Raw genomic sequence first — 17,320 nt, forward strand, 5'->3', positions numbered from 1 at the left:
CTGCCGTCCCGCCCGCCCGGCAGGGTAGCGTCGGACCTGCCATGGACCTTGCCTACATTCCCAGCCCGTCGACCGGCGTGATCCACCTCGGACCGATCCCGCTGCGCGGCTATGCCTTCTGCATCATCATCGGTGTCTTCGTCGCCGTCTGGTACGGCAACAAGCGCTGGATCGCCCGGGGCGGCACCGCCGGCACCGTGGCCGACATCGCCGTCTGGGCGGTGCCCTTCGGCCTCGTCGGCGGACGCCTCTACCACGTGATCACCGACTACCAGCTGTACTTCAGCGAGGGTGAGAACTGGGTCGACGCCTTCAAGATCTGGGAGGGCGGCCTCGGCATCTGGGGCGCCATCGCGCTCGGCGCGGTGGGCGCCTGGATCGGCTGCCGCCGCCGGGGCATCCCGCTCCCCGCGTACGCCGACGCCATCGCGCCCGGCATCGCCCTCGCCCAGGCCATCGGCCGCTGGGGCAACTGGTTCAACCAGGAGCTGTACGGCCGGGCGACCGACCTGCCCTGGGCCCTGAAGATCAGCGAGGGCGCGAACCGCGAGGCCGGGACCTACCACCCGACCTTCCTGTACGAGTCGCTCTGGTGCGTCGGCGTCGCCCTCCTCGTCGTCTGGGCCGACCGCCGCTTCAAGCTCGGCCACGGACGCGCCTTCGCGCTCTACGTCGCCGCGTACTGCGCGGGCCGGGGCTGGATCGAGTACATGCGCGTCGACGAGGCGCACCACGTGCTCGGCCTGCGCCTGAACGTGTGGACGGCGATCGTCGTCTTCGTGCTCGCGGTGGTCTACATCGTCGTCTCGTCGCGGGTCCGCCCGGGACGAGAGGAGATCGTGGAGCCGAAGGCGGAGAAGACGCCGGAAGGGTCCGAGAAGGCCGAGGAGTCCGACAAGGACACGGAGACGGACGCGGACGGCGACGCGAAGCCGGACGCCTCCTCCGACGCCGTCGACCTCGGCAAGGACGTGGAGCACGGAGCCGGGAAGAGCTGACCTCCCCGCCCGCGGAGATCGGAAGGGCCGCCGGAGCCGAAAGGTTACGGCGGCCCTTCCGCGTACGGGGGTACGGGTCACCCGGCCCGGGCGGCGAGGGCGAGGACCCGGTGGGCGCCCTCCACCACCGCCGCGTCCACGAACCGCCCGTCCGGGAGGGCCAGCGCGCCCTGCCCGGTCGCGGCGACGATCTCCCGGGCCGCGTCGACCTCCTCCGGGGTGGGGAGGTAGGCGCGCTCGATGACCGGGAGCTGGCGGGGATGGATGGCCGCCCGGCCCAGGAAGCCCATCGCCCGGCCCCGGGCGCAGTCGGCGGCCAGCCCCTCCAGGTCGCGGACGTGGGGGTGGACCGACTGGGCCGGGGGCGGCAGGGCGGCCGCGCGGGCCGCGACCACCAGCCGGCCGCGCGACCAGTCGAGCCCGCAGTCCTCCCGCACCCCCAGGTCGGAGCGGAGGTCGGCCTCGCCGAGCGCGATGCCGCGCACGGCGGGGTGGGCGGAGGCGACGGCGTACGCGTTCTCCACGGCGAGGGCGCTCTCCAGGAGCGGGTAGAGCGGGAGGCCCGGGGCGAGGCCGGCGATCCGGTGGATGTCAGTGGCGTGTGTCACCTTGGGCACACGGAGACCGCAGAGGCCGGGGAGGGGGGTCAGGACGGGGATGTCGAGCGGGGTGTGGACGCGGACGTGGACCGGGACGGGGTGGACGTCCGCGAGGAGATCGGCCGTGGCGTCCAGGGCGTACGCCTTGCGGTCGGGGGCGACCGCGTCCTCCAGGTCGACGATGACGACGTCGGCGCCGGAGGCCAGGGCCTTGCGGACGACCTCGGGCCGGTCGCCGGGCGCGTACAGCCAGGTGAGCGGGGTGTGCGGTCCGGCGGTGCCGCTCGCGACGGGCGCGCCGGTCCGCTCGCGGGGGCCGCTGACCCGGCCCAGGTTCCGGACGCCGTGCGGTCCGCTCATACCGCCCCCTGCTCGCGGAGGGCGCCGATCTCGGCGGGGCTGAGGCCCAGCTCGGAGAGGACGGCGGCGGTGTCGGCGCCGTGCGGGCGGCCGGGCCAGCGGATGGCGCCGGGCGTCTCGGAGAGCCGGAAGAGGACGTTCTGCATCCGGATCGGCCCCAGCTCGGGGTCCGCCACCTCGGTGACGGTGCCGAGCGCCTGGTACTGCGGGTCGTCGAGGACGTCCCGGACGTCGTAGACGGGGGCGATGGCCGCCTCCGCCTTCTCGAAGGCCGCCATGGCCTCGTCGCGGGTGTGGCGGGCGATCCACGAGCCGACCGCCTCGTCCAGGACGTCCGCGTGCGCGGCCCGGCCCGCGCCGTCGGCGAACCACGGCTCGTCGATCAGCTCCGGGCGGCCGACGAGGTTCAGGACCCGTTCCGCGATCGACTGCGCGGAGGTGGAGACGGCGACCCAGGAGCCGTCGGCGGTCCGGTAGGTGTTGCGCGGGGCGTTGTTGCGGGAGCGGTTGCCGGTGCGGGGCTGGACGTATCCGAGCTGGTCGTACCAGAGGGGGTGGGGTCCGATGACGGAGAGCATCGGTTCGATGATCGCCATGTCGACGACCTGGCCGCGGCCGGTCGTCGTCCTGGCGGTGAGCGCGGTCATCACGGCGTACGCGGTGGCCAGGGCGGCGATCGAGTCGGCCAGGCCGAAGGGGGGCAGGGTCGGCGGGCCGTCGGGCTCGCCGGTGATGGCGGCGAAGCCGCTCATCGCCTCGGCGAGAGTCCCGAAGCCGGGACGGTGGGAGTACGGGCCGAACTGGCCGAAGCCGGTGACCCGGGCCAGGACCAGACGCGGGTTGGCGGCGGAGAGCTCCTCCCAGCCCAGGCCCCAGCGCTCCAGGGTGCCGGGCCGGAAGTTCTCCACGATCACGTCGGCGTCGGCGGCGAGCGCGAGGAGGGTGTCGCGGCCGCCCGGCGCGGACAGGTCGAGGGTGATCGTCCGCTTGTTGCGGCCGAGGACCTTCCACCACAGGCCGATGCCGTCCTTGGCGGGGCCGTGGCCGCGGGACGGGTCGGGCTTGCGGGGGTGCTCGACCTTGACGACGTCGGCGCCGAAGTCGCCCAGCATCATGGCGGCGAGCGGCCCGGCGAAGAGGGTCGCGAGGTCCAGGACGCGCAGTCCGTGGAGGGGAGGGACGGGGCCTGCGGGTGCGGCGGCGGCGTCGGCCGGTGTGCCGTCCGGCGCGGGAAGGGTTGTCATACGGGATCGGCCTCCAGGGTCTCGGGGGAGCGGAAGGCCGCTTCGATGTCGACGCGGTACGGCATCGAGGTCGACGCGCCCTCCCGCCGGACGGAGAGCGCGGCGGCGGTCTGCGCCCAGAGGATCGCCTCCGGGGCGGGACGGCCCTCGCCGAGGGCGACCGCGAGGGCGCCGACGAAGGTGTCGCCGGCGCCGGTGGTGTCCACGGCCCGCACCCGGCGGGCGGGCACGGTGACCGGCTCGGCGCCGCGCGCCGCGTACAGGCTGCCGGCCGCGCCCAGGGTGACGACCACCTCGGGGACGTCCTGGAGCAGGGCCTCGGCGGCGGCGCGCGGATCGGTGAGACCGGTGAGCGCGGCGGCCTCGTGCTCGTTCGGCACCAGCAGGTCGGTGACGGCGAGGAGTTCGGGCGGGAGCGGCCGTGCGGGGGAGGGGGTGAGGAGGGTGCGGACGCCGCGCCGGCGGGCGGCCGTGGCGCCCTCGACGACGACGGGGAGGGGGAGTTCGAGCTGGAGGAGCAGGGTGTCGGCGGTGCCGATGAGGGCCTCGTCGCCGTGGGTGAGGGAGGTGACGGTGCCGTTGGCGCCGGGGACGACAACGATCGCGTTGCCGCCCTCGTCGTCCACGACGATGTGGGCGGTCCCCGAGGGGCCCTCGACGGTGCGCAGCAGATCGGTCTCCACCGCGCAGTGCTCCAGGGTCGCCCGGAGCTGCGTGCCGAAGCCGTCCGTGCCGACCGCCCCGATCATGGCGACCTCGGCGCCGGCGCGGGCGGCGGCGACGGCCTGGTTGGCGCCCTTGCCGCCGGGGATCGTGCGGAAGGAGCGGCCGGTGACGGTCTCGCCGAGGGCCGGGGCCCTCGGCACGTAGGCGACGAGGTCCATGTTCGTGCTGCCGAGCACGACGATGCTGGTCATGGGCGTACTGCCTCCAGGTGTGTCAGTTCGGCCAGGGTGTCGAACCCGATGCCGTCGAAGGACGGGACCGAGGTCGCGAGGCGGTTCTTGAGGGGGGAGGTCCAGCGTTCGGGCAGCCGGTCGGGGTGTCCGGCGAGCAGCCCGGCGACCGAACCGGCGGTGGCGCCGTTGGAGTCGGTGTCCCAGCCGCCCGAGACCGCCGCGCAGACGGAGCGGGAGAAGTCGCCGTCGGCGTGGGTGAGGGCGGCGGCGAGCAGGGCGGCGTTGGGGACGGCATGCACCCAGTGGTACCCGCCGAGTTCGGCGTGCAGCCGGTCCACGACGGCGTCGAAGCCGGCGTGGGCGCGGGCGTGCGCGACGCCCCGGCGGACCGCCCGCGCCAGGCGGGAGCGGGGCGGGACCACGGAGAGTCCGGCGGCGAGCGCCCGGTGGACGTCGGCGGTGCCGGACGCGGCGGCGGCGACGGTGGCGGCGACGAACATGGCGCCGTACACGCCGTTGGCGGTGTGGGTGAGCACCGCGTCCCGGTGCGCCTGCGCGGCTGCGGCGACCGGGTCGCCCGGGTGGGTCCAGCCGTGCACGTCGGCCCGGATCTGGGCGCCGATCCACTCGCGGAAGGGGTTGCGGCGGACGGCGGTCAGCGGGGGTTCGACCCCGTCGAGGAGGTTGCGGTAGGCGACGCGCTCGGCCGTGAAGGTGCGGCCGGCGGGGAGTTCGTCGAGCCAGAGGCGGGCGACGTCGGAGGTGGTGAAGCCGCGGCCGTACCGCTGGAGCAGGAGGAGGTTCAGGAGGGGGTAGTTGAGGTCGTCGTCCTCGGGCATGCCGTCGATGTTCTCGGCGAGGGAGGTGGCGGCGGAGCGCCGGTTCCAGGGGTGCGCGGCGAGCAGTCCGGGAGGCACGCCCCGGGCGGTGAACCAGGTGGTGAGGGGCCAGTTGCCGGCGGCGCGGGCGAGGGCGCGGATCGCGGGGAGGGGCAGCTTCTCGACGGGCTTGCCGAGCAGGCAGCCGACGGCCCGCCCGAGCCAGGCGGCGTGCAGACGGGGGAGGAGCGCGGGGTCGTGCGCCGTTCCCCTTCCCGCGCCCGGGAAGAGGGGACCTCCGCTTTCCGGAAGCCTGCCGGGCCCGGGGGGCGCGCCCCCGTGGCCCCCGAGACTTCCGTGCTCCCGGGGTCCCGTCCCTTCGGACGGGGCGTTCCGGCGGGTCGTGCCCCCGGATCCCCGGGGTCCCGGCGCTTCGGGCGGGTGCGGCGAGACGCCCGGCGCCAGGGCCTCGTGGCCGTCGTACGGGGAGCCCGGTACCGGGGCCGGAGTCTGTCCGTCCCCGGCCTCACCGTGGGGCCCTCCTGCGGATGCGGTCGTCAGGGCCTGGATCGCGGGGAGCGCGGTCGGCTCGTGTTCCGCGAGAGGGGAGGGCAGCGTGGCCAGGGCGTCGAGGAGTTCTTCCGCCAGGGGGCGGAGGTCCGGGCGGGGGGTCTCGGAGGCGCCGGCCGCCTCCGGGGCGGGCGGGCCGCCCGCCGCCGCCCAGCGGGCCGCCGGGACGCGGGCGTCGCGGCCGTCCTCCGCCGCCTGCCGGAGCTCGTGGCCCACCAGGTCCTCCGGCTGCACCCAGGTCACACGGAGGTTCACCGGTCCTCGCCCGTCAGCGCCGCGAACGCCGACTCGTGGGCCCGGCGCGCCTCCGCGTCCCGCGCGAAGACCTCGCGGGCGACCCCGGCCAGGGCCCGCGCCGGGGCGTGCAGGTCGAGGCGGCTCGCCTCCGCCACCCGCTTCGCCCAGTCGGCGGGAACGGCCGCCTCGCCGTGCAGCGCGCCCACGATCGCCCCCGCCATCGTGGCGATCGAGTCGCAGTCCCGGCCGTAGTTGACCGCCCCCAGGACCGTGCGCCGGAAGTCGCCCCCGCCGACGAGCAGCATCCCCAGGGCGATCGGCAGCTCCTCGATCGCGTGGAGCCGGGAGGGCCGCCGGGCGCCGAGGGACGGCGCGCGGTAGTCGGGGCCGACCGTGTCGAAGGGGGCGACCGCCCCGCGCAGGGGAGCGAGGGCGGTCTCGAAGTCCGTGTGGCGGGCGGCGGCCTCGGCCACCGCCTCGATCGCCGCCTCCGTGCCGTCCTTCGCCAGGGACAGGGCCGCGTCCACGACCGAGGCCGGCGTCGCGCCCGGCACGCAGGCCGCCGCCACCGCCGCCGCGAACACGCCGGCCGCCTCCCGCCCGTACGAGGACTGGTGCGCGCCCGCCAGGTCGAGGGCCTCGGCGTAGGCGGCCCGGGGGTTGGCGGCGTTGACGAGCCCGACCGGCGCCATGTACATCGCGGCGCCGCAGTTGACGATGTTGCCGCTGCCGGCCTCGCGGGGGTCCACGTGGCCGTAGTGGAGCCGGGTCACGATCCACTTCTCGGCGAGGAAGATCCGCTGGAGCGGCAGCGCCTCCGCCTCCAGCTCCGGGATCCAGACGGGGGAGTTCATGAGCTCGGGGACGAGGTGGTCCGCGACGGCGTACGCGTCGAGGTGGCCGCGGACCTTCTCGTACACCCGGATCAGGGTGTGGGTCATCAGGGTGTCGTCGGTGACGTGCCCGTCGCCCTTGTGGTACGGGGCGATGGGGCGGGCGGTGCGCCAGGCGTCGCCGTTCCAGGGGCCGACGATCCCGGTGACGCGGCCGCCGTGGCGCTCCAGGATCTGCTCGGGGGTGTAGCCCTCGACGGGGCCGCCGAGCGCGTCGCCGACGGCGGCCCCGACGAGACTGCCGGTGATCCGGTCATCCAGGGTGGGAAGGCCCGGTGCGGTCGGCGCGCTCGGTGTGTTCGGTGTGCGTACAGCCGGGGTGGGCACGTCCAGAGTGGGGTCCATGTCGGAATTGTCCACCTGGGGCGGCCGGTTCCGTGGCTCCGAGCAGCCCGGCGAGTTCCACCAGGTCCGTCCCCGCGAGCCGGGGCAGCGCGCAGCCCGCGAGGGTCCGGCAGGCCTCGCGCCAGGTCGCCGGGACCGAACGGCCGCCGCCGAGCGCCCCGGTGAGGGCGCCCGCGAGCGCCGGGGCCGAGTCGGCGACCCGGGAGAGGCAGGCGGCGGCCGGCACCGCGGCCGTCATCTCGCCCCGGGCGGCGAGCACGAGCGCCAGGGCGACCGGAACGGTCTCGGCGGCGGCGACGCCGTAGCTGTAGACGTGGTCCACGATCCGGTGCTCCAGGAGCGGGACCAGCTCGAAGGCCGAGCCGGCGGTCCGGGCGAGCTCCACGGCGTGCCGGGCGTTGCGGCCGATCTCGGTGGCGGGCGGGAGTTCGGCGAGCGCCGCCCCGACGGCCTCCTCGGCGGTCGCCCCGCCGAGGGCCGCGGCGACCGCCGCCGCCGTCGCGCGGGCGCCGTGGACGCCGTCGCCGTCCTGGGTGTACCGGGCGTCGAACTCCGCGAGTTCGGCGGCGGCGCGCGGATCGCCCGGGTGGACGAGGGCCAGGACGGCGGCCCGCACGCAGGCGGCGTCGTCGAAGTAGTGCGGGTTGTCGTGCCCGGTCGCGGGCGGGCGCAGACCGGTGGCGAGGTTGCCGAGGCCGGCGCGGACGGAGATCCGGGCGCGGAGGGGCAGGACGGCGGACTCGACCTCGGGGGCGCGGTCGGCGGCGGCCGCGACCTGGCCGGCGAGCGCGTTCCAGGCGAGGTCGACGGCGGCGCGGAGCCGGCGCTCCGGGGGCAGCCCGGCGAGGGCGGGGGAGGCGGAGGCGAGGATCGCCTCGGCGGTGAAGACCGCCCACTCGGCGTCGTCGGAGGGGCCGAGCAGGAGGGGCTCGGGCGGCTGGTTGAGGGCGAGGGGCACGGGGAGGGTGGTCGTCGCGTTCTGCTCCGCGAAGGTGTCGAGCTCCCGGGTGAGGCGGCGGGTCCACTCGGGCATCCGGGCGGCCCGGTGCCGGGCGGCGGGCCACCCGGCGGCGTCGCCCGCGGCGAGCCCGAGGAGCAGTCCTTCGATCGCGTCGCGGTGTGCGGGGACCTGGGCGGTCGGTGGCTGGGCCTGGGTGCTCGGCGGCTGGGCCTTGGCGGTCGGCGTCTCGGTCCGCGTCTCGGTCCGGTCGGTCGGCACCGGGGTCCGGTCGTGCGCGTCCCGCACCGGGGGCGCCGCAGGCTCCACGGGGGCCCCGTTCAGCAGGCCGGTGCCCCGCACCGGGGTCTGTGCCCAGCCTCCTCCGGAGAAGGGACCCCCGTACCCGACGGGACGACTGCCCGCGGGGGTGGTGACGGTGCCGGTGCCGCCTCCTGGCGCGGTGCCGCCCACGGGGGTGGCGGCGATGCCCGCACCCAGGGCGGTGCTGCCGGTGGGGGCGGTAGCGGTGACCGTACCCGGTGTCGTGCCGCCCGCACCCGATGTCGTACTGCCCGTACCCGGTGTCGTGCCGCCCGTACCCGATGTCGTACTGCCTGCACCCAGCACCGTGCCGCCCGCACTCGGCGCCGTCCCGTCCCCGAGGGTCCCGGCGATGCCCGCCCCCGACGCGGTGCCGCCCGCAGGGGCGGTGTCCGGCCCCGGGGTGCTGTTCGCCGTGGGGGCCGGTGCGAGCGGCCCCGCCCCCGTGGCCGTACCGATGGTCGTACCGGTGGCCGTACCCGTGGTCGTACCGGTGGCCGTACCGCTGTCCGCAAGCGTCCCCGTCCCCGGCGGATCCGTCCTCTCCCCGTTCACGCCGCCTCCTCCGGGGTCAGCAGGTCCGCGATGTCCAGGACGTGGTAGCCGCGCATGGAGGGGAGGCAGCTTCCGGTGACCGGGGCGATGGCGGTGGCCCACTCCGCCGGGATCGACCGGACGCCCGACATCGCGCCCGCCAGGGCGCCCGCGACCGCCGCCGTGGTGTCGGCGTCGCGGCCCATGTTGACGGCGGTCAGGACGGCCGTGCGGAAGTCCCCGCGCGCCGCCGCGAAGGCGCCGAACGCCAGGCCCACCGCCTCCGGCGCCAGGTCCGTCCACGGGTAGCCGCCGACGACGACCGCCGAGCGGACCTGGCGCTCGCGGACGAGCGGGTCCGGCTGGACCCGCTGGGCCGCCACGACCGCGCGGCGCAGCGAGCGGGCCGTCCACGAGTCCATCGGGACGGCGGAGAGCGCCGCCGCGATCACCGACGTCACGCTCGCCCCCGCCATCGCCGCCGCGACCCCCGCCGCGACCGCCTGGCCGCCGTAGATGCCCTCGCCCTCGTGGCTGACGCTGCCGTCGATCGCGACGAGCCGGGCCGCCTCCGCCGGGCGCCCGGCGGCGAACACCCCGAACGGCGCCGCGCGCATCGCGAGGCCGTCGCTCCAGGCGTGCCGGTGCTGCGCGGAGATCGGCGCCGCGAGCCCGCGCCGGAGGTTCTCCAGGGTGCCCCGCTCCGAGAAGCCCGCGCCCCGGAAGGGGCCCTCGTCGAGGTCGGCGATCCAGCGGTGCCAGGCCCGCTCGACGTGCCGGACTGTGAGGGCCGAGCCGTGCCGGGCGAGCAGCAGCCCCGAGAAGACGGCGTACTCGGTGTCGTCCGTGCCCGCCGGGCTCTCCGTCACGAAGCCCTCGATCCGGCCCCAGCGGCGCCGGATCTCGGAGGGCCGCATGTTCTCGGCGGGCGCGCCGAGCGCGTCGCCGACGGCGAGGCCGAGGAGCGCCCCCCTCGCCCGTTCGCGGGTGTCGCATGCCGTGGTGGTGCCCATGTGCGGCGGCTCCTTCCTCGGGGAGGCGCACCGGCGGCGCCCCGTTGCCTGGATCTGTGCCACCACCGCCCGGGAACTCGCCGCGGAAACGTCTCTGTCACCCGCCTGACACCCCGCCAGAGGCCGGACCGTCGGTGAGGCGAGCCTTGGTAAGTACGGCCTGCCTTGCTAGCGCGCCCCTTACATCGAGCGTATTTTCGAGGGTAGTCGAGGGGGAGGCGGGCACGTCCCGGCCCGCCGTGAAGAGGGGAGCACGATGTCCATCGTCGAAGCCCAGGCACCGCTGCACGAGGCCCACCGCGACAACCACACGCACCGCGACGTGAACGGCGGTTGGCTGCGTCCGGCGGTCTTCGGCGCGATGGACGGACTCGTCTCCAACCTCGCCCTGATGACCGGCGTCGCCGGCGGCGCGGTCTCCTCCGGCACCGTCGCCGTCACCGGCCTCGCGGGCCTGGCCGCCGGCGCCTTCTCCATGGCCGCGGGCGAGTACACCTCCGTCGCCTCGCAGCGCGAACTCGTCCAGGCCGAACTGGAGGTCGAGCGACGCCAGTTGCGCAAGCACCCCGTCGACGAGATGGAGGAGCTCGCCGCGCTCTACGTCTCCCGGGGCGTCGAGCCCGCCCTCGCCCGCGAGGTGGCGATGCAGCTCTCGAAGGACCCCGACCAGGCCCTGGAGATCCACGCCCGCGAGGAGCTCGGCATCGACCCCGACGACCTGCCGTCGCCGGCGGTCGCCGCGGTCTCGTCGTTCGGCTCGTTCGCGCTCGGCGCGCTGCTGCCCGTCCTGCCGTACCTGCTCGGGGCGACCGCCCTCTGGCCGGCCGTGCTGCTCGCCCTCCTCGGGCTCTTCGCCTGCGGTGCCCTGGTGGCCCGGGTGACCGCCCGCGGCTGGTTCTTCAGCGGCATGCGCCAGCTCGTCCTCGGCGGTGCCGCCGCGGCCGTCACGTACGGGCTCGGCATGCTCTTCGGCGCCGCGCTGTAGCCCCGGGGCCCCCGGAGCGCCCCTCTTTTCCGGACCCAAGCCGCATATCGCCTGTGACGTATCTCCCTGGCCCGATCCGCCGCCGCGATGAGACACTATGCGGAGCGCCACATACATAGCCGGTTACTCGGCGGTTTCGAACCCGTGACCAACGGGAAAGAGGCATGAGCGCCAGTGGGCAACGAAGCCCACCCAGCGACGGCTCGCCGGAGATCCGGAGATCGTGCGGACCCCCTCGATCCGTCCCCGCGGGACAGTGCCTGTCGCCGCACCCCACAGGTGAACCAGTACCACCGCTGCGTGTCTGCGGTGTCCGCATGTTGGAACGAGCTATCCGCTTCGCGAGAAGCCAGCCATCATGTAACCTGCACGAAATTTCGCGGAGGGCCAACGTCGTCCCTCGGCAGCTGCATATGCCACGACGACGACGGGAGAGCCGATGCGTTCCGACGCCTGGTCGCCCATGGACGGTCGCCCCGCTCCGCAGGGGATGTACGACCCCCGTAACGAACACGACGCCTGCGGTGTCGGGTTCGTGGCCACCCTCACCGGTGTAGCCAGCCACGCGCTGGTGGAGCAGGCGCTGACCGTACTGCGCAACCTCGAGCACCGCGGCGCCACCGGCGCCGAGGCCGACTCCGGTGACGGCGCGGGCATCCTGCTCCAGGTCCCGGACGCCTTCCTCCGCGAGGTCGCCGGGTTCGAGCTCCCCGAGGCCGGCGCGTACGCCGTCGGCATCGCCTTCCTCCCCGAGGACGGCATCGACGCCACCGTCGCGAAGATCGAGGCCGTCGCCGCCGAGGAGGGCCTGAACGTCCTCGGCTGGCGCGAGGTCCCCGTCGCCCCCGAGCTGCTCGGCGCCTCCGCCCGGTCCACCATGCCGGTCTTCCGCCAGCTCTTCGTCGCCGACGGCGAGAACACGGGCATCGCGCTCGACCGCAAGGCCTTCGTCCTGCGCAAGCGCGCCGAGCGCGAGGCCGCGACCTACTTCCCGTCGCTCTCCGCCCGCACCCTCGTCTACAAGGGCATGCTGACCACCGGCCAGCTGGAGCCCTTCTTCCCGGACCTGTCGGACCGCCGCTGCGCCACCGCCGTGGCCCTGGTCCACTCCCGGTTCTCCACCAACACCTTCCCGAGCTGGCCGCTGGCCCACCCGTACCGCTTCGTCGCCCACAACGGTGAGATCAACACCGTCAAGGGCAACCGGAACTGGATGACCGCCCGCGAGGCCCAGCTCGACTCCCGGGTCTTCGGCGAGGGACCGCTGGACCGGATCTTCCCGATCTGCACCCCGGACGCCTCCGACTCGGCCTCCTTCGACGAGGTCCTGGAGCTGCTCCACCTCGGCGGCCGCTCCCTGCCCCACGCGGTCCTCATGATGGTCCCGGAGGCGTGGGAGAACCACGAGACCATGGACCCGGCCCGCCGCGCCTTCTACCAGTACCACTCCACGATGATGGAGCCCTGGGACGGCCCGGCCTGCGTCACCTTCACCGACGGCGTCCAGGTCGGCGCGGTCCTCGACCGCAACGGTCTGCGCCCCGGCCGCTACTGGGTCACCGACGAGGGCCTCGTCGTCCTCTCCTCCGAGGTCGGCGTCCTCGACATCGACCCCGCCAAGGTCGTCCGCAAGGGCCGCCTCCAGCCCGGCCGGATGTTCCTCGTCGACACCGCCGAGCACCGCATCGTCGAGGACGACGAGATCAAGGCCGCCCTCGCCGCCGAGAACCCCTACGAGGAGTGGCTGGAGACCGGCGAGATCGAGCTCTCCGACCTCCCCGAGCGCGAGCACGTCGTCCACACCCACGCCTCGGTCACCCGCCGCCAGCAGACCTTCGGCTACACCGAGGAAGAGCTCCGCGTCATCCTCGCCCCGATGGCCCGCACCGCCGGCGAGCCCCTCGGCTCCATGGGCACGGACTCCCCGATCGCGGCCCTGTCCGCCCGCCCCCGGCTGCTCTTCGACTACTTCACCCAGCTCTTCGCGCAGGTCACCAACCCGCCGCTGGACGCCATCCGCGAGGAGCTCGTCACCTCGCTGCGCTCCTCGCTCGGCCCCCAGGGCAACCTGCTCGAACCGACCTCCGTGTCGTGTCGCAGCGTCACCCTGCCCTTCCCGGTGATCGACAACGACGAGCTGGCCAAGCTCGTCCACATCAACGCCGACGGCGACATGCCCGGCATGAAGGCCGCGACCCTCTCCGGCCTCTACCGGGTCTCCGGCGGCGGCGACGCCCTCGCCGCCCGCATCGAGGACATCTGCGCCGAGGCCGACACCGCCATCGAGGGCGGCGCCCGCCTCATCGTCCTCTCCGACCGGCACTCCGACGCCGAGCACGCCCCGATCCCCTCGCTGCTGCTCACCGCGGCCGTCCACCACCACCTCATCCGCACCAAGCAGCGCACCAAGGTGGGCCTGCTCATCGAGGCCGGCGACGTCCGCGAGGTCCACCACGTCGCCCTGCTCATCGGCTACGGCGCCGCCGCCGTCAACCCGTACCTCGCCATGGAGTCCGTCGAGGACCTGGTCCGCGCCGGCACCTTCATCGAGGGCCTGGAGCCCGAGCAGGCCATCCGGAACCTGATCTACGCCCTCGGCAAGGGCGTCCTCAAGGTCATGTCCAAGATGGGCATCTCCACCGTCGCCTCCTACCGCGGTGCCCAGGTCTTCGAGGCCGTCGGCCTCGACGAGACCTTCGTCGCCACGTACTTCAACGGCACGGCCACCAAGATCGGCGGCGCCGGCCTCGACGTCGTCGCCAAGGAGGTCGCCGCCCGCCACGCCAAGGCGTACCCCGCCTCCGGCGTCCCCTCGGCGCACCGCGCCCTCGACATCGGCGGCGAGTACCAGTGGCGCCGCGAGGGCGAGCCGCACCTGTTCGACCCGGAGACCGTCTTCCGCCTCCAGCACGCCACGCGCAACAAGCGGTACGACATCTTCAAGAAGTACACCGAGCGGGTGAACGAGCAGTCCGAGCGGCTCATGACCCTCCGCGGCCTCTTCGGCTTCGCCGAGGGCCGTGCCCCGATCTCCCTCGACGAGGTCGAGCCCGCCTCCGAGATCGTCAAGCGCTTCTCCACCGGCGCCATGTCGTACGGCTCCATCTCCCAGGAGGCGCACGAGACCCTCGCCATCGCCATGAACCAGCTGGGCGGCAAGTCCAACACCGGCGAGGGCGGCGAGGACCCGGACCGCCTGTACGACCCGGCGCGCCGCTCCTCCATCAAGCAGGTCGCCTCCGGCCGCTTCGGCGTCACCAGCGAGTACCTGGTCAACGCCGACGACATCCAGATCAAGATGGCCCAGGGCGCCAAGCCCGGCGAGGGCGGCCAGCTGCCCGGCCACAAGGTCTACCCGTGGGTCGCCAGGACGCGTCACTCGACGCCCGGCGTCGGCCTGATCTCCCCGCCGCCGCACCACGACATCTACTCCATCGAGGACCTCGCCCAGCTGATCCACGACCTCAAGAACGCCAACCCGGTCGCCCGCATCCACGTGAAGCTGGTCTCCGAGGTCGGCGTCGGCACGGTCGCCGCGGGCGTCTCCAAGGCCCACGCGGACGTCGTCCTCATCTCCGGCCACGACGGCGGCACGGGCGCCTCGCCGCTCACCTCGCTCAAGCACGCCGGCGGTCCCTGGGAGCTCGGCCTCGCCGAGACCCAGCAGACCCTGCTGCTCAACGGCCTGCGCGACCGGATCGTCGTCCAGACCGACGGCCAGCTCAAGACCGGCCGCGACGTCGTCATCGCCGCGCTGCTCGGCGCCGAGGAGTTCGGCTTCGCCACCGCGCCGCTCGTCGTCTCCGGCTGCATCATGATGCGCGTCTGCCACCTCGACACCTGCCCGGTCGGCATCGCCACCCAGAACCCGGTCCTGCGCGACCGCTTCTCCGGCAAGGCCGAGTACGTCGTCAACTTCTTCGAGTTCATCGCCGAGGAGGTCCGCGAGATCCTCGCCGAGCTGGGCTTCCGCACCCTCGAAGAGGCCGTCGGCCACGCCGAACTGCTCGACACCAGCCGCGCCGTCACCCACTGGAAGGCCCAGGGCCTCGACCTGGAGCCCCTCTTCCACGTGCCGGACCTCCCGGAGGGCGCGGTCCGCCACGCCCTGGTCGAGCAGGACCACGGCCTGGAGAAGGCCCTCGACAACCAGCTGATCCAGCTCGCCGCCGAGGCCCTGAACGCCGCCTCCGCCGAGGAGGCCCAGCCGGTCCGCGCCCAGGTCGCGATCCGCAACATCAACCGCACGGTCGGCACCATGCTCGGCCACCAGGTCACCAAGAAGTTCGGCGGCGCCGGCCTCCCGGCCGACACCGTCGACATCACCTTCACCGGCTCCGCCGGCCAGTCCTTCGGCGCCTTCCTGCCGAGCGGCGTCACCCTCCGCCTGGAGGGCGACGCGAACGACTACGTCGGCAAGGGCCTCTCCGGCGGCCGCGTGATCGTCCGCCCCGACCGGAGCGCCGACCACCTGGCCGAGTACTCCACCATCGCGGGCAACACCATCGCGTACGGCGCGACCGGCGGCGAGCTGTTCCTCCGCGGCCGCACCGGAGAGCGCTTCTGCGTCCGCAACTCCGGCGCCCTCGTCGTCTCCGAGGGCGTGGGCGACCACGGCTGCGAGTACATGACCGGCGGCACGGCCGTCGTCCTCGGCGAGACCGGACGCAACTTCGCGGCCGGCATGTCGGGCGGCGTCGCCTACGTGATCGACCTCGACCGGGACAACGTCAACTCCGGCAACCTGGGGGCGATCGAGGCCCCGTCGGAGACCGACGCGGCCTGGCTGCACGACGTCGTGCGCCGCCACCACGAGGAGACCGGCTCCACGGTCGCCGAGAAGCTCCTCGCCGACTGGGACGCCGCCGCGACCCGGTTCAGCAAGATCATCCCCACCACGTACAAGGCAGTGCTCGCCGCCAAGGACGCCGCTGAGCTCGCCGGTCTCTCCGAGGCCGAGACCACCGAGAAGATGATGGAGGCGGCGACCCATGGCTGATCCGAAGGGCTTCCTCACCACCGGCCGCGAGGTCGCCGAGACCCGTCCCGTCGCCGAGCGCGTCCGCGACTGGAACGAGGTCTACGTCTCCGGCTCCCTGCTGCCGATCATCAGCAAGCAGGCCGGCCGCTGCATGGACTGCGGCATCCCGTTCTGCCACAACGGCTGCCCCCTCGGGAACCTGATCCCCGAGTGGAACGACTACGCCTACCGCGAGGACTGGTCGGCGGCGCAGGAGCGCCTGCACGCCACCAACAACTTCCCGGAGTTCACCGGCCGCCTCTGCCCGGCGCCCTGCGAGTCCGCGTGCGTGCTCGGCATCAACCAGCCGGCCGTCACCATCAAGAACGTCGAAGTCTCCATCATCGACAAGGCCTGGGACGCGAACGACGTCAAGCCGCAGGTGCCCGAGCGCCTCTCCGGCAAGACCGCCGCCGTCATCGGCTCGGGCCCGGCCGGCCTCGCCGCCGCCCAGCAGCTCACCCGGGCCGGCCACACCGTGGTCGTGTACGAGCGCGCCGACCGCATCGGCGGCCTGCTGCGCTACGGCATCCCCGAGTTCAAGATGGAGAAGCGGCACATCAACCGCCGCATCGAGCAGATGCGCGCGGAGGGCACCAAGTTCCGCACCGGCATCGAGATCGGCCGCGACCTGACGGCGACGGACCTGCGCAAGCGGTTCGACGCGGTCGTCATCGCCGCCGGCGCCACCACCGCCCGCGACCTGCCCGTCCCGGGCCGCGAGCTGAACGGCATCCACCAGGCGATGGAGTACCTGCCGCTCGCCAACAAGGTCGTCGAGGGCGACTTCGTCACCCCGCCGATCACCGCCGAGGGCAAGCACGTCGTCGTCATCGGCGGCGGCGACACCGGCGCCGACTGCGTCGGCACCGCCCACCGCCAGGGCGCGGCCTCGGTCACGCAGCTGGAGATCATGCCCCGCCCCGGCGAGGAGCGGAACCCGGGCCAGCCCTGGCCGACCTTCCCCATGCTGTACAAGGTCACCTCGGCGCACGAGGAGGGCGGCGAGCGGGTCTACTCCGTCTCCACCACCCACTTCGAGGGCGACGAGGACGGCAACGTCCAGTCCCTCCACCTCGTCGAGGTCGAGTTCGTCGACGGCAGGCTGACCCAGAAGCCGGGCACGGAGCGCAAGATCCCCGCCCAGCTCGTCACCCTCGCCATGGGCTTCACCGGCACGGACGTCGAGAACGGCCTGGTCGCCCAGTTCGGCCTGGAGCTCGACGAGCGCGGCAACGTCGCCCGCGACGCGGACTTCGCCACCAACGTCGACGGCGTCTTCGTCGCCGGCGACGCGGGCCGCGGCCAGTCGCTCATCGTCTGGGCCATCGCCGAGGGCCGCTCCGCCGCCCGCGGCGTCGACCGCCACCTGACCGGCGCCAGCTCCCTGCCGGCCCCGATCCGCCCGACGGACCGCTCCCTGATGGTCTGATCCCGCCGGATCACCCCCCCCCGAACGTCCCGTACAACGACGTACGGAACTGAGCGCGGCGCCCCCCGAATGTCCCCGACCGGACGACTGGGAGGGCGCCGCGGCGCGTTCT

11 protein-coding genes are annotated in these 17,320 nt (G+C 74.2%); 4 read left to right on the plus strand and 7 right to left on the minus strand.

Annotated elements, in window-relative coordinates:
- Positions 1 to 41: 41 nt before the first annotated feature.
- Positions 42 to 998, plus strand: a complete 957-nt coding sequence (gene lgt, locus ACWGSR_RS11050; protein ID WP_453565503.1) for a prolipoprotein diacylglyceryl transferase — start codon at positions 42 to 44, stop codon at positions 996 to 998.
- A gap of 77 nt (positions 999 to 1,075) precedes the next feature.
- Here lgt and ACWGSR_RS11055 read toward each other — a convergent pair whose 3' ends face one another.
- The 7 genes from ACWGSR_RS11055 to ACWGSR_RS11085 form a co-directional block, all read right to left on the minus strand.
- The gene (locus ACWGSR_RS11055) at positions 1,076 to 1,957 is read right to left on the minus strand and encodes an HpcH/HpaI aldolase/citrate lyase family protein (protein WP_376240087.1); all 882 of its coding nucleotides are present in this window, start codon (positions 1,955 to 1,957) and stop codon (positions 1,076 to 1,078) included.
- Positions 1,954 to 3,201, minus strand: coding sequence for a CaiB/BaiF CoA transferase family protein (locus ACWGSR_RS11060; protein ID WP_376240090.1), 1,248 nt, complete (start codon positions 3,199 to 3,201; stop codon positions 1,954 to 1,956). The genes ACWGSR_RS11055 and ACWGSR_RS11060 overlap by 4 nt, the downstream gene beginning before the upstream one ends.
- The gene (gene rbsK / locus ACWGSR_RS11065) at positions 3,198 to 4,118 is read right to left on the minus strand and encodes a ribokinase (RefSeq protein WP_453565506.1); all 921 of its coding nucleotides are present in this window, start codon (positions 4,116 to 4,118) and stop codon (positions 3,198 to 3,200) included. Before rbsK ends, ACWGSR_RS11060 begins: the two co-directional genes overlap by 4 nt.
- Positions 4,115 to 5,704, minus strand: a complete 1,590-nt coding sequence (locus ACWGSR_RS11070; protein WP_453565782.1) for an ADP-ribosylglycohydrolase family protein — start codon at positions 5,702 to 5,704, stop codon at positions 4,115 to 4,117. The genes rbsK and ACWGSR_RS11070 overlap by 4 nt, the downstream gene beginning before the upstream one ends.
- 35 nt (positions 5,705 to 5,739) lie before the next feature.
- A complete protein-coding gene (locus ACWGSR_RS11075; protein ID WP_453565508.1) occupies positions 5,740 to 6,963 on the minus strand; it encodes an ADP-ribosylglycohydrolase family protein in 1,224 nt (407 codons plus the stop codon).
- On the minus strand, positions 6,872 to 8,182 hold the full coding sequence (locus tag ACWGSR_RS11080) for an ADP-ribosylglycohydrolase family protein (RefSeq protein WP_453565785.1): 1,311 nt from the start codon (positions 8,180 to 8,182) through the stop codon (positions 6,872 to 6,874). The genes ACWGSR_RS11075 and ACWGSR_RS11080 overlap by 92 nt, the downstream gene beginning before the upstream one ends.
- A gap of 593 nt (positions 8,183 to 8,775) precedes the next feature.
- Positions 8,776 to 9,771, minus strand: a complete 996-nt coding sequence (locus ACWGSR_RS11085) for an ADP-ribosylglycohydrolase family protein (protein WP_376240101.1) — start codon at positions 9,769 to 9,771, stop codon at positions 8,776 to 8,778.
- 256 nt (positions 9,772 to 10,027) lie between these two features.
- Between ACWGSR_RS11085 and ACWGSR_RS11090 the strand changes: the two genes are divergently transcribed.
- The 3 genes from ACWGSR_RS11090 (at position 10,028) to ACWGSR_RS11100 (ending at position 17,208) form a co-directional block, all read left to right on the plus strand.
- Positions 10,028 to 10,756, plus strand: coding sequence for a VIT1/CCC1 transporter family protein (locus tag ACWGSR_RS11090; protein WP_376240103.1), 729 nt, complete (start codon positions 10,028 to 10,030; stop codon positions 10,754 to 10,756).
- Between the two features lie 439 nt (positions 10,757 to 11,195).
- Positions 11,196 to 15,755: a glutamate synthase large subunit gene (gltB, locus tag ACWGSR_RS11095; protein WP_453565512.1), complete on the plus strand. Its 4,560-nt coding sequence runs from the start codon at positions 11,196 to 11,198 to the stop codon at positions 15,753 to 15,755.
- The gene (locus tag ACWGSR_RS11100; protein WP_376240107.1) at positions 15,748 to 17,208 is read left to right on the plus strand and encodes a glutamate synthase subunit beta; all 1,461 of its coding nucleotides are present in this window, start codon (positions 15,748 to 15,750) and stop codon (positions 17,206 to 17,208) included. Before gltB ends, ACWGSR_RS11100 begins: the two co-directional genes overlap by 8 nt.
- Positions 17,209 to 17,320: the final 112 nt, after the last annotated feature.

The organism is Streptomyces sp. NPDC055632, from assembly GCF_053618675.1.

Excerpts from the sequence above, each read along its gene's own strand:
- lgt (WP_453565503.1), top strand. The coding sequence starts at position 42 with ATGGACCTTGCCTACATTCCCAGCCCGTCGACCGGCGTGATCCACCTC.
- ACWGSR_RS11055 (WP_376240087.1), bottom strand. The coding sequence starts at position 1,957 with ATGAGCGGACCGCACGGCGTCCGGAACCTGGGCCGGGTCAGCGGCCCC.
- ACWGSR_RS11060 (WP_376240090.1), bottom strand. The coding sequence starts at position 3,201 with ATGACAACCCTTCCCGCGCCGGACGGCACACCGGCCGACGCCGCCGCC.
- rbsK (WP_453565506.1), bottom strand. The coding sequence starts at position 4,118 with ATGACCAGCATCGTCGTGCTCGGCAGCACGAACATGGACCTCGTCGCC.
- ACWGSR_RS11075 (WP_453565508.1), bottom strand. The coding sequence starts at position 6,963 with ATGGACCCCACTCTGGACGTGCCCACCCCGGCTGTACGCACACCGAAC.
- ACWGSR_RS11085 (WP_376240101.1), bottom strand. The coding sequence starts at position 9,771 with ATGGGCACCACCACGGCATGCGACACCCGCGAACGGGCGAGGGGGGCG.
- ACWGSR_RS11090 (WP_376240103.1), top strand. The coding sequence starts at position 10,028 with ATGTCCATCGTCGAAGCCCAGGCACCGCTGCACGAGGCCCACCGCGAC.
- gltB (WP_453565512.1), top strand. The coding sequence starts at position 11,196 with ATGCGTTCCGACGCCTGGTCGCCCATGGACGGTCGCCCCGCTCCGCAG.
- ACWGSR_RS11100 (WP_376240107.1), top strand. The coding sequence starts at position 15,748 with ATGGCTGATCCGAAGGGCTTCCTCACCACCGGCCGCGAGGTCGCCGAG.